At 48.7% G+C, this 14,619-nt stretch carries 14 protein-coding genes and 1 riboswitch; of the genes, 1 reads left to right on the top strand and 13 read right to left on the bottom strand.

The annotated features are described in order from the left end of the window. Nucleotides 1–771: 771 nt before the first annotated feature. On the bottom strand, nucleotides 772–2,373 hold the full coding sequence (locus SHEWMR4_RS12100) for a dipeptidase (protein ID WP_011623062.1): 1,602 nt from the start codon (nucleotides 2,371–2,373) through the stop codon (nucleotides 772–774). A gap of 273 nt (nucleotides 2,374–2,646) precedes the next feature. Between SHEWMR4_RS12100 and SHEWMR4_RS12105 the strand changes: the two genes are divergently transcribed. Further along, entirely contained in the window at nucleotides 2,647–4,875 is a 2,229-nt protein-coding gene (locus SHEWMR4_RS12105) for a M3 family metallopeptidase (RefSeq protein ID WP_011623063.1), read from the top strand. A gap of 98 nt (nucleotides 4,876–4,973) precedes the next feature. Here the strand turns inward: SHEWMR4_RS12105 and SHEWMR4_RS12110 are convergent, their stop codons facing one another. The 12 genes from SHEWMR4_RS12110 to hinT form a co-directional block, all read right to left on the bottom strand. Continuing rightward, a complete protein-coding gene (locus SHEWMR4_RS12110; RefSeq protein ID WP_011623064.1) occupies nucleotides 4,974–5,471 on the bottom strand; it encodes a GNAT family N-acetyltransferase in 498 nt (165 codons plus the stop codon). A 34-nt stretch (nucleotides 5,472–5,505) separates the two neighbouring features. Beyond that, on the bottom strand, nucleotides 5,506–6,054 hold the full coding sequence (locus SHEWMR4_RS12115; protein ID WP_011623065.1) for an NAD(P)H nitroreductase: 549 nt from the start codon (nucleotides 6,052–6,054) through the stop codon (nucleotides 5,506–5,508). A gap of 128 nt (nucleotides 6,055–6,182) precedes the next feature. After that, nucleotides 6,183–6,776 (bottom strand): DoxX family protein, encoded by a 594-nt coding sequence (locus SHEWMR4_RS12120; RefSeq protein ID WP_041408792.1) that lies wholly within the window; start codon nucleotides 6,774–6,776, stop codon nucleotides 6,183–6,185. A 50-nt stretch (nucleotides 6,777–6,826) separates the two neighbouring features. Beyond that, a complete protein-coding gene (locus tag SHEWMR4_RS12125; RefSeq protein ID WP_011623067.1) occupies nucleotides 6,827–7,699 on the bottom strand; it encodes a DUF6279 family lipoprotein in 873 nt (290 codons plus the stop codon). A gap of 110 nt (nucleotides 7,700–7,809) precedes the next feature. Continuing rightward, nucleotides 7,810–9,039 carry a phosphotransferase gene (locus tag SHEWMR4_RS12130; protein WP_011623068.1) on the bottom strand — a complete coding sequence of 410 codons (1,230 nt, stop codon included), beginning with the start codon at nucleotides 9,037–9,039 and terminating at the stop codon, nucleotides 7,810–7,812. A gap of 90 nt (nucleotides 9,040–9,129) precedes the next feature. Beyond that, on the bottom strand, nucleotides 9,130–9,795 hold the full coding sequence (gene pnuC, locus SHEWMR4_RS12135) for a nicotinamide riboside transporter PnuC (RefSeq protein ID WP_011623069.1): 666 nt from the start codon (nucleotides 9,793–9,795) through the stop codon (nucleotides 9,130–9,132). Between the two features lie 68 nt (nucleotides 9,796–9,863). After that, on the bottom strand, nucleotides 9,864–10,124 hold the full coding sequence (locus SHEWMR4_RS12140; protein WP_011623070.1) for a hypothetical protein: 261 nt from the start codon (nucleotides 10,122–10,124) through the stop codon (nucleotides 9,864–9,866). A gap of 95 nt (nucleotides 10,125–10,219) precedes the next feature. Beyond that, nucleotides 10,220–12,418 carry a TonB-dependent receptor gene (locus tag SHEWMR4_RS12145; protein WP_011623071.1) on the bottom strand — a complete coding sequence of 733 codons (2,199 nt, stop codon included), beginning with the start codon at nucleotides 12,416–12,418 and terminating at the stop codon, nucleotides 10,220–10,222. Nucleotides 12,419–12,471: 53 nt separating this feature from the next. Beyond that, nucleotides 12,472–12,582: riboswitch (TPP riboswitch) on the bottom strand. A 171-nt stretch (nucleotides 12,583–12,753) separates the two neighbouring features. After that, nucleotides 12,754–13,146, bottom strand: a complete 393-nt coding sequence (locus SHEWMR4_RS12150; RefSeq protein ID WP_011623072.1) for a YcfL family protein — start codon at nucleotides 13,144–13,146, stop codon at nucleotides 12,754–12,756. Between the two features lie 130 nt (nucleotides 13,147–13,276). Beyond that, a complete protein-coding gene (locus SHEWMR4_RS12155) occupies nucleotides 13,277–13,741 on the bottom strand; it encodes a PaaI family thioesterase (RefSeq protein ID WP_011623073.1) in 465 nt (154 codons plus the stop codon). Further along, nucleotides 13,728–14,255, bottom strand: a complete 528-nt coding sequence (locus SHEWMR4_RS12160) for a PaaI family thioesterase (protein WP_011623074.1) — start codon at nucleotides 14,253–14,255, stop codon at nucleotides 13,728–13,730. The genes SHEWMR4_RS12155 and SHEWMR4_RS12160 overlap by 14 nt, the downstream gene beginning before the upstream one ends. Then, nucleotides 14,252–14,608, bottom strand: coding sequence for a purine nucleoside phosphoramidase (gene hinT, locus SHEWMR4_RS12165; RefSeq protein WP_011623075.1), 357 nt, complete (start codon nucleotides 14,606–14,608; stop codon nucleotides 14,252–14,254). Before hinT ends, SHEWMR4_RS12160 begins: the two co-directional genes overlap by 4 nt. Between the last annotated feature and the right edge of the window lie 11 nt (nucleotides 14,609–14,619).

The raw sequence follows: 14,619 nt of genomic DNA on the forward strand, positions 1-14,619 counted from the left end.
ATCAGCTTTTTGTTTAATACACCATCTGGAAAAACGCGCATGCGCGTTTTCCAAACCTATTAACTAAAACTCAGCCTCTATAGTCAATTGATTTTATAGCGTTTTATTTATTGCGGATGGAATTAGTGCGCACTAATTTTGTCTAAAAATCATACCAAAACACCTAAACTTAAATATGACTGTATACCCATACATTGTTAGCCGATTTCTGGTAAGGCCAAATACTAGGTCAATGGATGAGATTTTGTATGGCAACAAGAGTGGGAATTTTCGACTGAACTAACGAGCCAAAACACGGAATGGGGCAAAAAGCTTTTAGCAAGATGAACGGTTCAATGGTCGTAAAGATTGCCATTGTTGCAACTGTTACCGTTGGCGGCATGGCCGCTCTTTCACATCTGACCCATAGGGATATAGGAAATGCCACTATGATGTCGGGAACATCATAGGCCATGTGAACGCGGTATTTACACTTCCATGTGTTGCAGATACCGCCGTCGAGCCCTCAGGGATGCTTCTTGTGAAATAAAAGGGTGGCGTGTCACAGTGGAAACAATGACAATTCATCCTGCACACCTGACGACAAACTTATCTAGATTTGAGGCAATAGTTTTAGCCAGATGAACTGTTGTTATCTCGTGTTAACAATTAAAAAAGCAATGGCGGTTATCTAAGATTAACCGCCATTTACTTATAAACGTGCGAAGCAAACTTCTTTCAGTCTTCGAAGTATTTCACCCATAACTTCAATTAATCACATTAAAAAACGCACTATTTTGCAGCAGTTAACTCAATAAAGGCGGCGGTGTACATTTTCAGATTCAGCATAAACTGTTTATGGGTAATAAATTCTTTCTCCGTGTGGCCAGTGTATTCCACGCCCGGCATGGCGGGGCCAAAACTTAAGGCGTTGGGGAATAATTTACTGTTGGTTGAGCCGCCAATGGCCACAGGTTTGGGAGATGCTATGCCGGTAAAGTGGGCAAATACATCGAGTAAGGTCTGTTGATGCGGTGCATCCTTCATCACCATAGGCTCGCCCCAATAACTTTCTACGTCGATGAGTGTCACTTGATGCTCAGCTTGCCATTTGTTCAGCGCGTCCTTGGCTTGGGCTGAGAGTAACTCAGGCGTTTTGCCCACAGGGCGACGTAAATTAATGGTGACTTCCGTCCCTTTGCTCGTTTGCGCAACGACAGTGGGGGCAAGCGTTAAAGCGCCCATAAAATCATCTTTATAGGCCAGCTCGCCAAACTGCTCGGCATAAATCCCCAACCCCACTAACTCATTCATGGCAGCCACAGTGAGTGCTGCCGTGGTTTTTGGCCAAGTGTATGGCTGCAGTAATGCGGCCAAATGCGTCACGGCATTCACCCCATCTTCTGGTGTGGAGGAATGGGCCGCCTTACCGTCGGCAAAAATATGCAAGTCGCACACGACCTGCTCGCAAGTTCGCTCGAATCGATACTTCATCCCCTGCTGGTTGGTGGCGCTAGTTTGTAATTTTTCAAACAAGCTTGGGGTGATGGCATGAACTTTAGCCTCGGCTTGCTGTGGTACTTGGCTTGCAAAATAGCCGCCGGAAAATGCCGTTAGGCTCGGAACATTCGCTGCCGCGCCCTGCTCCTGCGTTAACTCGAGATTCGGTACAGTAAAGCCAATCTTACTCCAACCCTTTTCGGCGGTAACCACAGGATACTCAGCATCTATGGTGATATTCATCTGCGCTGGGGTGTAATGGGCTAAAAAGGCCTTTAGCGGATCCCAATCGGACTCTTCGGCTAAATACACCAACAGTTCAATGCGTTTTTCCCGTTTGAGTTGTTTATCTTTGATGGCCTTCATCGCATACATGGCGGTGACAATCGCGCCTTTATCATCTTCAGTGCCGCGACCTATCAACTTGCCAGGTTCAGACTCGGTATCCAGCACATAGGGGCTCTTGGCCCATAGCGCGGGATTGGCGGGTTGCACATCGCCGTGGGTGACGATGCCCAATTTCTCAACCTGTGAGCGTTGGGCATCGACAACATTGGCATCGAGACCTATCAGCACCACATAACCGTGATCGGCATAATCGAGCCCGAGTTCTTGGCTCAAGCTTTTTAAACTCGACTTAAAACCAATAAAGGCAGGGTTGGTATCGGGCGTTTGCCCCTCCACCGCTTGGGTATTAAAACTGATTAAATGCGCCAGACTCTCGACCATCTGCGCGTCATAGGTGCTCACCGCATAATCGGCCACCTTAAGCGCATCTTGGCTAAGCGTGATTGGCGATGCTGCAGCTTGCGTCGATGTCCACAGCGCAGCGGCTAATAGGGAATAAGAAAAACGACGATAGAGGCTCGTACAGTTAAACTGAGGCAATTCCATAGAGGTCCTATTTATTATTTGTATGATTAGGGACTTACATTAAAACGCACCAAAGCAATAGCTTTATCCTTTGCCCAATATTGCTTTAGTGCGCGGCTCAGTTTGCCATAGTTCTTCCGTTAAAAACCGCAGACTAACCATTTGTTACAAACAAAACACAAAATCGATGGAACCCTTAGTCGGATACATGCTAAACAGTCACCTTAAAATAACATTAATGGTCTGCAGTACCATTAATCCAACAGAATAATAATCACCTAACGGGGAATTGACATGAAGGGACTAAGCCTAAAATCACAGGCCCTTAACGCGCGCACACTCAAACCACACGCTATTAAACTGACCTTTAGCGCCATCACGCTCGCCCTCGCCTTAAGTGGCTGCAGCGCACAGCACAGCGATACTGCGGCGCAGGCGACAGTCGCACCGAATGCGATGTCGGCGCAGATCATCAGCCAAAATGCCAGCAACCCATTCTTTAAACCCTATGATACGTTTATGGAAATTCCGGCCTTCGACAAGATTAAGCCTGAGCATTTCCTCCCTGCATTTAAGGCGGGTATCGCCCAGCAACACGAAGAAATTCAAGCGATTGTCGATAACAAAGACAAGCCTACCTTCGCCAATACCATCGAAGCAATGGAATTTTCGGGCGATCTCGTTACCCGCGTATCCAACGTCTTCTTTAACTTAACTGGCGCGGATACCACTCCTGAGCTGCAAGCTATTTCCAAGGAAGTCTCGCCGATGTTATCGTCTGCCGAAGACGATATCTTATTGAACGATAAACTATTTCAACGTGTTAAAGCCGTTTATGACAGCAAAGGCAGCCTAAAGCTCAACACGGCGCAGGCCAAATTACTCGAAGACACCTATAAGTCGTTCACCCGTGGCGGTGCTAACCTCAGCGAGCAGGATAAAACCAAGCTGCGCGCCCTGAATGAAGAAATCGGCAAGCTTAACTTAGCCTTTGGTGACAATCTGTTAGCCGAAACCAATGCCTTCGAGCTGGTGATTGATAAGCAAGCTGACCTGTCTGGTTTACCCGCCGATGTGATTGCCACTGCCGCCGAAACCGCGAAAAAGCGTGGCCATGAAGGCAAATGGGTATTTACTACATCACGCCCATCTATCACGCCGTTTTTAACCTATGCCGATAATCGCGAGTTACGCGAAAAGCTCTATAAGGGTTATATCGAGCGCGGTAACAACAATAATGCCAATGATAACAAAGTCATTCTGGCAAAAATTGCCGCACTGCGCGCCGAACGTGCACAGCTCATGGGCTATAAAACCCATGCAGATTTTGTGTTAGAAGAGCGCACCGCCAAGACACCAGAAAATGTCTATGGCTTACTCAATAAAGTCTGGCCAGCAGCCCTTGCCCAAGCCAAGGCCGAAGTTGCGGATATGCAGGCATTAATCGACAGCCAAGGCGGCAAGTTTAAGCTGCAAGCTTGGGATTGGGATTACTACGCCGACAAAATCCGTGTCGCGAAGTACAGCTTTAACGAGCAGCAAACTCGCCCTTACTTCTCCCTCGACAGCACTTTAAAAGGCGTGTTCTATACGGCCAATCGCCTCTATGGCTTAACCTTTAAAGAACGTACTGACTTACCTAAATACAACCCAGAAGTACGTACTTGGGAAGTGTACGATAAAGACGGCAAGCTTATGGCCATCTTTATGGGCGACTATTTTACCCGTGATAGCAAACGCGGCGGCGCCTGGATGAACTCGTTCCGCAAGCAATACCATATGAATGGTGTCGATTCGAAACCCATTATTGTCAACGTGTTGAACTACCCTCGCCCAGCGGGTAATGAGCCTGCGTTACTCACCTTCGATGAAGCCAGCACCCTGTTCCATGAGTTTGGCCATGCGCTCCACGGCATGTTATCCAATGTCGAATATCGCTCTCAAGGCGGAACGGCAGTACCTCGCGACTATGTAGAGTTCCCTTCACAGGTCAACGAAAACTGGATGACTCAGCCTGAAGTGCTCGCGCAATTTGCTAAGCACTACAAAACTGGTGAAGTAATCCCGCAGGAACTGGTGAAAAAAATCCAAGCCGCCAGCAAATTCAACCAAGGCTTTGCGACCGTTGAATATATGGCCGCCACTAAGCTCGATTTAGATTGGCACACCCTAACCGATACCACGCCTAAGGATGCCGCCAAGTTTGAGGCCGACTCCTTAGCCGCCATGGGATTGATTAATGAGATCAGCCCACGTTACCGCAGCACTTACTTCTCGCATATCTTCGCGGGCGGTTATTCTGCTGGGTACTACAGCTACCTCTGGTCTGATATTTTAGGTGCCGATGCCTTCGAAGCCTTTAAAGAAAATGGCATTTTCGATAAAGCGACAGCCGATGCCTTCCGTAACAACATCTTGTCTAAGGGTGGCAGTGATGACCCTATGCTGATGTATAAAAACTTCCGTGGTAAAGAAGCTGGCATTGAGCCACTGCTACGTAGTCGTGGTCTGTTAGCGGAGTAATCGCATTCCCTAAGGGGAAAGCAAAAGAGATAAAAATGGGGAGCTAAGCTCCCCATTTTATTGCGCGTAAACGCACTCACCGCACATAAAACCACTGCTTAGCTAAATAACTCCACCGGCGCATCGTTAGGAGTAAGCTGCAACAGGGTTTCAAACGACATGCCTAATTTATTCAGCAGCGACTTAGAGGCCTGATTATGCGGGCTGACGATCGCGACAATCCGTTCAATCCCTAAGGTTTTACCAAACTCCAGTGAGGCCTTAGCGGCTTCAAACGCATAACCTTTACCCCAATACTGCGGCAAAAAGGCATAGCCTAAGTCCACATCCGCCAGCGTTGGCCGTTTAATCAGGCCGCAAATGCCAATCGGAAAACCATTTTCGGCCAGCACCACGGCAAACAAGCCAAAACCATGCTCGCGATAGCTAATCGCGGGTCCATTGGCGATATAGTCCTTGGCATCCTGCAAACTACGCACGCCCTTATCGCCGATATTATCGATAAATCCTTGGGTATTGAGTAATACCAAAATAAATGACGCATCATCGGGCGTTAACTGCCGCAGCAGCAATCTTGGGGTTTGGGCAACTTGCATACTAAGGACTCCCATTCAGAGGGGATAAACTAGGTTATAGGTAGCGGGCGTACTGGCTGCCATCCTTTTGCGGTTTTTTCGGTGCGGCTACCGCTGGGGTGCCCACGTATAAAAAGCCGACGATTTGATCCTCTGGCGCTAAGCCTAATGCCGTATTCACGTTGGCGTCGAAGGCAAAATCCCCGGTGCGCCACACAGCGCCTAATCCTAGCGCGAATGCCGCTTGCTGCATCGCCATTGTGGCGCAGCCCGCAGCGATTTGCTGCTCAAGCACTGGCACTTTAGGGTGCTGTTGGGTTTTCGCCACAACTGTAATCACCATAGGAGCGCGCATCGGCATCCCTCTGGCTTTATTGATAAAATCTTCATCGGCGCCGCTGGCTTTGGCCGCGTTAACATAGATATCTGCTAAGGTGTCTAACCCTTGGCCTGTGGCAATAATAAATTCCCACGGTGCTAAGGCGCCATGATCTGGCACTCGAATCGCCGCATCTAAAATGATTTTAAGCTCATGCTCGTTGGGCGCAGGCGCGGTTAATCTTGGAGTGGATTGGCGGGTGAGTAAAAGTTCGATAGCGTCCAAGTGATTATCCCTGTTCTGAAAAATAGGTGCGTGTAAATTGGCTCAAGCATAGCAAATTGCGGCTAAAGAGGTACAAAAAATCCCACGTAAAGGTGGGATTGAAAGTGTTGCAAGCAAAGTCACTTGGCTTACTTTACGTTATAACACTTCGCGATAAAGTAATCGAGACTGGTATAACGCCCGCCTCCTAGGCTAAAGAGTGCCAGCAACATAATAAAATAGGTCGCTGCGAACTCAATGCCATTATTCAGCACCACCAAGTTACCCGAGCTGGTCAACCAATCGTAATTGCCGTATTCCTGCAACAGGGATTTGGCCTTATCCAGCTTATCACCCGCATCGAGCACCCGCTCATTGGCGAGCCATGAACTGCCATCGGCAATCGCCAACCAACCATTAGGCCAATGCACAGTAAACGCCGCCACCAGCATGGTTATCATCAAAGGGATAGAAATCAGCCGCGTCGCTAAGCCAACGAGTAATAAAAATGCGCCAAAAAACTCAGTGCCCGCCGCCAAGGCAGCCATTAACGTCGGCATAGGTAAACCCAATCCCCAATCGGGATTAGCAAACCAAGCCACAGTGTCTTCAAAGTGCGCGAGTTTGTTATAGCCAGCTTGCATTAGCACTGGCGCGAGATACAGCCTAAGGGCTAAGGGGGCAAGCCCCTCACCATAACGGCTCGCATTGAGGAATTTTTGATAAAGGTTAACAAGGGACATGGGCAATCTCAACATTAGATGGAGTTGCCCAATAGACCTTGGCTTAGGGATTAATCTTTCGTGGCTTTTGCCACTTTTTCGATCCCCTCTTGATTTAGTTCACGAAGATCCTGAATAAGCTTATTCAGCTTTTTATAAAAATGCTTGGACTGCTTCGCCGACAGACTGGCATTGATCGTGAGTAACAAGCCGCCGAAGGCTTCGGTGTTTTGCCTTAAAATGGCGCGGTGCTTTTCCGACTTAAGCTCGTCAGGGCGCGTCATCAACAGGGTCAATCGTTCGGTCAACAGCGGAATATCGCTGCGCTGCCCAAGGGCAACCTCAAATTGGCGCAGCCATTCGTGGCGGTAATCGAGCCACATATCTAAGGTCGACAGTCGCTGCTGATTATATTGATGAATAAGCGTTTTTTGCTCATCCGTTACACTACCCAGCCAGTCATCAAATTGCTCAATAAGATTCTCATCGGCCTCTTGTTGTAACTGCTCGGGGGTTTTACCAGCAAATTCCTTAATCAATTCCTGCTCGTCTTTTCGCGACTGGGCAAGAATTTGCTTCACCTGTTCATCGGTTAATGATGAGATGATCGGCAACATTTCCGGCAGTGCAAACTCAAATAGCCGAAACCAATGCCGTTTGGCGAGTGTGACATGCTCGGCCCACAATGCGGGAGTTAAGGTATTGGTTTGGATCTGCTGCTCAACTTCGGTTAGCTGCGCCACATAATGGCCGAGTTCTTCGGATTGGTGCCAAAGTACAAACTTGTCGATAAGCCCATCGACGACCTTTTGCTGGTTTTTATCAAGGCTGACATAGTCATCCAGCTCCCAACCTATGGCCCAGTCGAGAAAATGATAACTAAATTTGGTCGAGCAGGCCGTTAAGCCAAACAGCAACACCAGTAACAACACACCTTTTTTCATCAATTTGCATCCGTTCAGCCTTAGTCATCCTATGACACTGAGGTTAATAGAAAGTTTATTTTTTTAACACAACAACCTTAACCAAGCCGTGGCAATGAGAAACAAAATACTTAGGATGCATGGCTGATAAGTGGCCAGAATTGATCGAACCAGTCGAAGTATTCCTGCTGCCGCTCGCCATGGGTGTGCGCCGCCATCAATAATGCCCAATACACGGCAAACACCCAATACATCTCGATGGCAGCGGGTATCGCCTTGATGGCATCCGAGGTTAAGCCGGTGTGTCCAGTCAGATACTGTCGCACTAACAGATGCCGCTGCGCGGGCGTTAATAGGTGCGTGGCGAGCACAACGGCCAGTTCACACAGTGGATGGGAGGCGGTTGTATACTCAAAATCGATGCAATACAACTGATTATCTTTAAGCAGCAGATTATGGGGATTTAAGTCGCGATGGCAAAACTGCGGTTTCACTAAACAATCGGCTAAGGTTGCCGTCCAGCCATGGATCTGCCTTTGAATGCTGAGCAATTGCGCCAATCGGCTCTGCCACGCCTCGCCCTTATCCGCTGCGGCAAAGTCTAACAACTGCGTGTGATATTCCTGCCATTGCTCAGTGATACTGATGTGGTACGGCCCAGTCGCTTGCTCGCGAAGCTGTTGCAGCAATTGCAGTAACAGGCTGTGGGCGCGATTCGGCGTTAAGGCTTCCAATAAGGGGAACCGTTCGGACGGATACCAAGCCTGCTTGTATGCTGCACCCTTGATATCGGCATGAGATTGCAACCAAGCCTCAATATGCGCTTCACCTTGGCAAAAGGTCGCCGCACAGCATTGAGACTCTAATTCTTTCCAGCTTAAGTTTGGCAAGCTCAGTTCTTGATAACCTGATGCCATACTTGGCTCGCGTGGCAACTCGGGTTGCTCAAGTTTATAAGTCCCACTTGCCGCAATAGACTTTTCGGTAAGCAGATTTGCCCTGCCCTCAATATCCTCCATCAGCGGCGCAAACTGAGATGCTATAGGAAGGCTTGGGAGAGATTGCGCAAAGATAAACTCGCTTAGGTAATAACGCTGATCGCCACTCACCCACAGCAACTCGGGGGCAAGCTTTGCCTTGGCAAGATGGCGCCAATAGAACAACTCTTGCTCCCGCGAACAAAAGCTGTCGGCGGCATCGGCGTTTTCACGCAAGACATAATGCGCCGTCGGCGTCTCGATATGATAGTTGTGGTTACTTAATCCATGCGCTAACGGCTGGATTTGGCTGATATCAGTAAGGCCTGCCTGTGCTAATACCGCAAGCAGCGTATCCTTGTGCTGTCCAATAATCGGCGGCATTAGCGGCTTACCACAACAATCATGTTAAATAGCGTATTAGGCATTCGCAGCCCTTGTGTATTGGCCATCATCTATTCATATCTGCCACCGTTAGCCGAGTAGTTTTGCGGCGCTCGACTCCAGATGGGGATTGCGGCTATCGGCAAGGGCAGCGCGCCACAGGAAATAGCCGACAACCGCCAGGCCAACATAGAGCACAAATAATAAGGAGGTCAGCATCAGTCCCTTACTGAGATAAAGGTAAATCGATACCAAATCGATAACCACCCAATACAGCCAATTCTCCAATACTTTTTTGGCGACCAAATAGGTCGTCATCACCGCAAAACAAGTGGTCGCCGCATCGAGATAGGGAAAAGAAGCCTGGGTAAAGGTTGCCATTCCATGCCCAACGCCAAGGGAGACAATTCCGGTCGCGACAATTAGCTTTAAATGGGTTTTCAGCGGCCAAGTAGTCACTTTCACCCCTTGGTGTTTGTCGCCGCCTTGGGTCCAGAGCCAGTAACCATAGAGTGCCATGGCCATGTAATAGATATTCAGCACCGACTCCATCAGCAGTGCGACTTTCCAAAACAAGACAGTGTAAATGGCCGTGCTGGTAAATGCCGCCGCCCAGCACCAAACGCTTGCCTTCATAGCCAGTAGCAAATAGGCCATGGCCAATACCACGGCTAAGGCTTCCCATGCGGTCATCACATGGACTTCCCCTAGGGCCGCATAAACACTATTGACCAGCGTTAACCATAATTCTGTCATTGCCTTACTCTCACTCTATATCGCTTGCTTGAACCACTTCGCTTTAGCGTTCAAGTTAACTCAGGGCGTTACTCGCTGTGGGCTAAATTCAGCTCACCACCAATAAACTTACATACAAACACCGCTTTGCCCCATTTTTCATGGGCGGCTTGCATCTCGGTCGCCAGCATGGCCATCACGTCTTGATATTCGCCACAGACTTGCGTCGCCATGGCATTGGTAACACGTTGAATCGTGGGGTAACTGTCCAAGCGATGGATAAACCATTTGATCGGATCGAGATAATTTTCATTAAAGGGATACATGCTAATTTCGGCGGTGAGTTTCATCTTCACTCCTTAGGTCAAATGCTAATAATGCAATCGTCAGGCGGTGGCGCAATGAGCGAGCACAGCCTGACATCTGATGTATCATTCTCAAGGGATTACATAAACTTAACGTTTAGTGTGACCCCAATTTGGCGTGGGTCGCCGTAGCGGATATATTGCTTTTCCGCCCAGCCGTTATCCGGCTCATTGCCAAAATAGAAACCACGCACACCATATTCTTCATCGAACAGGTTGCGGCCCCATAAATACGCCGACCAAGCACTCGCCTCGTAACCTAAGCGCGCATTCACAATGGTGTATGGCTCAGAGCGCGAGTCGTTGCTGTCTGAGTAGTAAAACTCACTCTTACCACTCATGTTGACGTTGGCAAACCAACCCGAGTTCGCACGATAGGTGCCGCCTAAGCTGTAGGTCAAGTGTGGTGAATGGGCCAAATCGCGACCCGTTAAATCCACATCGCTACCGTATTTATCTTGGTACTGGTAATCGCCGTACGCCGTCTCTAACCAACCTAGGCTTGAGTAAAACTGGAGATTATCGGTGGCATACCAAGTGGCGTCCAACTCGGCACCGTAGTTGTGTGAGCTACCCGCATTTTCAGTGTAGAGGATAAAGCGTTGTGGCTTGTTAGGATCTTGCTGGGATGCGGCCACTTGCTGATCCTGTCTGTCCATATAGAACAGCGCCAGATTCGTATCGATAAGCCCTTCAAACCAATGGGATTTAAGACCGATTTCGTAGTTGTATAGGGTTTCGGTATCAAACTCTTTTTTATCATTGAGTTCGACTGGCAAGGTCATGTTAAAACCGCCCGCCTTGTAACCGCGCGCCACACGGGCGTACACATTATGGGATTCATTCAGCACTTTGCTCAGCGCAATATGGCCGCCCCACATGGTTTCACTCGGATCAAAATTATCATTGTTAGTGTCTGAGTAGTGGCTATTGCGACGCTCAACACGCAGCCCCACAGACAAGGCATAATCGGCGCCTAAATCCGTATCCAGCTGACCAAATACGGCGTAATTAGTTGCTTCATATTCGGAATCTAACACCTCATCGGGCCAAGTATTATATTCAGAATACAGTTGGTTATCTTCTTTAAGGTTCATCGCATAAACCCCAAGTAACCAGTCGGTTGAGCCGGCAAAAATACGACCTTGGTCGGTCGAGCTTAAGCGGAACTCTTGGGATAAGGTCTTACGCTGACCGGTTTTGTCCCAGAAGTAATCGTACTGACAAGGGGCGAGATTGCCCTCATCCTCACATTGCTTGGAGGCCCAATATTCAGGGTTCGCCCAATCGCCATCGTAACTATAATGGTGATCGGTATTGGCAAATGAAGTCAGCGAGGTTAACTCAAACGACTCAGCGCCCGAGTAAGTTGCTTTAAATCCTGCGCCCGTGGTGCGCTGGCTATCGACACCCGGCTGATCCGAAATAGTATGTTTAGGATCGTTGGTTAAGCTCCAGGCATCGTAGCCGTTATCAAAATCGGCATGCAGCAGAGTTAAATCGAGTTGCAGATTGTCGGTGGCATACCAGCGTAATTTAGCGCGACCAGTAAATTCATCACGACCATTGGTATCTTCTTTATTTAAATACAGATTATCGCGATAACCGTTTTGTTGATGTTGCTGCAGCGACACACGGTACAACAATTTACCCGAATCGGTTAACGGCCCTGAGCTAAAACCGCTAAAGGTTTGCAAATCGTCATTGCCTAAAGAGGCCTCGGCGCCATGTTCAAACACATCGGTCGGGTCATTACTCTTAAGGTAAATCAAGCCCGCTAACGCATTGGCGCCATAGCGGGTACCCTGCGGGCCGCGTAACACTTCGACCTGCTGCAGATCGTACATACTCGACACCATGCCAATACCAGATAAATCAATATCATCAATGATATAACCCACAGATGAGTTAGGTGCACCTTGATATTGCTCCTGCTCCCCTACGCCACGGATCTGGAAATACTTAGGACGTGAGCTGCCACCCGACCAGTTAAAGTTAGCGATGGAATTCATCACGTCTTCAAAGTGTTGGGCGCTTTCATCTTGGATTTGCTGGGCATCGATAACGGTAATGCTCGATGGCATTTTTTCTAAACTGGCACTGCGAAAATCCGCAGTCACCACCATGATTTCCATATCATTGCTAGGCTCAGGTTTATCGATAGCATCGGTTTGCGCCCATGCGGCCGTGCTTAACGCAGCCGAAATGGCCAGCGCTAATGGCGCACGCGTTAACGAAAAGGAGAAGTTGGAACTCTTGGTAGACTTTTTGTTATACATAGGACCTCAAATACATGTTTGAGATCCGGCAACGAATAAGCGATTCAGAAGTGTGCTGTTGATTGGCCCATTCCTACGCCGGTATTAGCCGGATCAGGTTCTAAGGGTTCGTCTGATGACATCTCAGTCTGCCACTTTGTTGGCAAACACCCCTTGGCGGCGCTAAGTATACATGACAAGCAGGAAAGAAAGACACTTTGAAATTAAAAATGCCAGCATTGCTGGCATTTTTTGGCTTAATGGCCGTTTAATCGATATCGACTGGGGGTTAGCGTAATGAAATGCCGCTGTATTCTTTAGCCCACACTCACATTCACACTAACACTCGCAAAACATTAGTTTGAATAGGTCTCGCGCACATAAACATCGAATTTCGCCACTTGCGCATTTGGGGCTACGGCCGACACTTGTAGCTGTTGTTTACCGTGTAATTTCACCGATTTCCAACTGGTGGCTTCATCTTCGATGGTAAAGCCGCTGGCATCATACCAAGTGAACTTATATTGCACTCGCATATCGCTTGAGGACTTGCTGACAATCAACGCCGAACCTTGGATAAGATCGCCAACACGGCGCGCCTCAACCCCTTCAACACTGATATCACGGGCAAAACTTTTGCTATCGACGCGGGTTTCTCCCAGTGAGTTCACCGAAATGCCCGCCGTATTAGTACAGGCACCGAGTGTCAGTGCTGCAGCCAAGATTAATCCACTGTAAATTGCTTTCATTTTGTTTTCCCTCACTCACAAAAACCTAGGTGCCGAACAACGGATGGGCAATGACACTACGCGACGCCAGCTGAACTTATGCTTAACATAGTCATCGGCAAAACGTGCTCATCCTGCCCCGCCCTCGCGATTAATCGATTAAAAAGTGCGCCCTTGCGGTTGCGATCAACTGCTTACGATTGGTTTGCCAACAATTGATATTCACGTTGGCGACCCGTCGCCCCTGACGGGTGATACGACATTCGGCAAAACTGTCCTTATGCAGGCCTGCTCGCAGGTAATCAATCGAGAAATCAACTACTTTTGGCACTTTTGCCGTTTGCATAAACACCATTAATTGCACTATGGCTGACATTTCCATAAAACCAGCAATTACCCCACCATGAATCGCGGGCAGGATGGGATTACCGATATTGTCGTCCTTAGCGGGGAGTTTGAAAATCAGCTCGTCGCCAAAGCGCTCGACCTTCATACCAATAAACTTAGCATAGGGCACATGTTCGAGTAGATGACCAAAGTCATTCAGCTCGGTGGCGCGTTTTACAATTCCCTGCACATCGAGGGTTTTCTGCTCGGTCGGCTTATTTGAGTTCATCTGTCTCTCCTAAGGGCGGCACGGCTTCTCCCATCAAGGCTTGTCTAAATGCATCGCCCACCATTTCGGGGCTGATCCGCATAAAAGAGCCCACCGCATGGGCGATAGGATCATCGATGCTGTCCTGATAGGCGATGGCGCGGGTAAAGGCGATATTAGATGACAACTTATAGCATTCCGCAAAGCCATAAACTGGCTTATGGGGCTGGGCGGGCTTCATATAATCGACCCGTAAGTCGAGGGTGGGCGAAATTTCTAAGGATTGATATTTTTGAAAAATCGCACTCACCACCGCGCTGCCACAGGCGGTGTCCATCAGGGTGGTTATCACCCCGCCGTGGATAACACCCGTATCGGGATAACCAATTAACTCAGTGCTATAGGGCAACTCAATCAGTACGTGGTGCTCACTGGCTTCGAGCACGGTTAACCCTAAGCGACGGCACTGGGCGAGCTGATCGACAAATCGCTGCGCCATTTGAGTCAGCGGAAAAAAATCAGGATTTACCTTCATTGACCTTGGCTCAACATGGGTCCCAGTGGCTCTCCGCCAACGAGATGAATATGGATATGGTACACTTCTTGTCCGCCATGTTTGTTGCAGTTCATGATCAAACGATAACCATCTTTGGCAATCCCCGCCTCTGCCGCCAGTTTAGCCGCCACTGTCATCATCCGGCCGAGTGCAGGTTCATCCGAGGCTTTCATATCATTTGCAGTTGGGATCAAATGATTCGGCACAATCAGAATATGGGTTGGCGCCTTTGGTGAGATGTCTCTAAATGCGGTCACCAGCTCGTCTTGATACAGGATGTCGGCGGGAATTTCGCGGCGGATAATTTTGCTGAAAATGGTTTCTTCGGCCATGGGGAGTCCTC

Source organism: Shewanella sp. MR-4 (assembly GCF_000014685.1).
Lineage (GTDB): Bacteria > Pseudomonadota > Gammaproteobacteria > Enterobacterales > Shewanellaceae > Shewanella.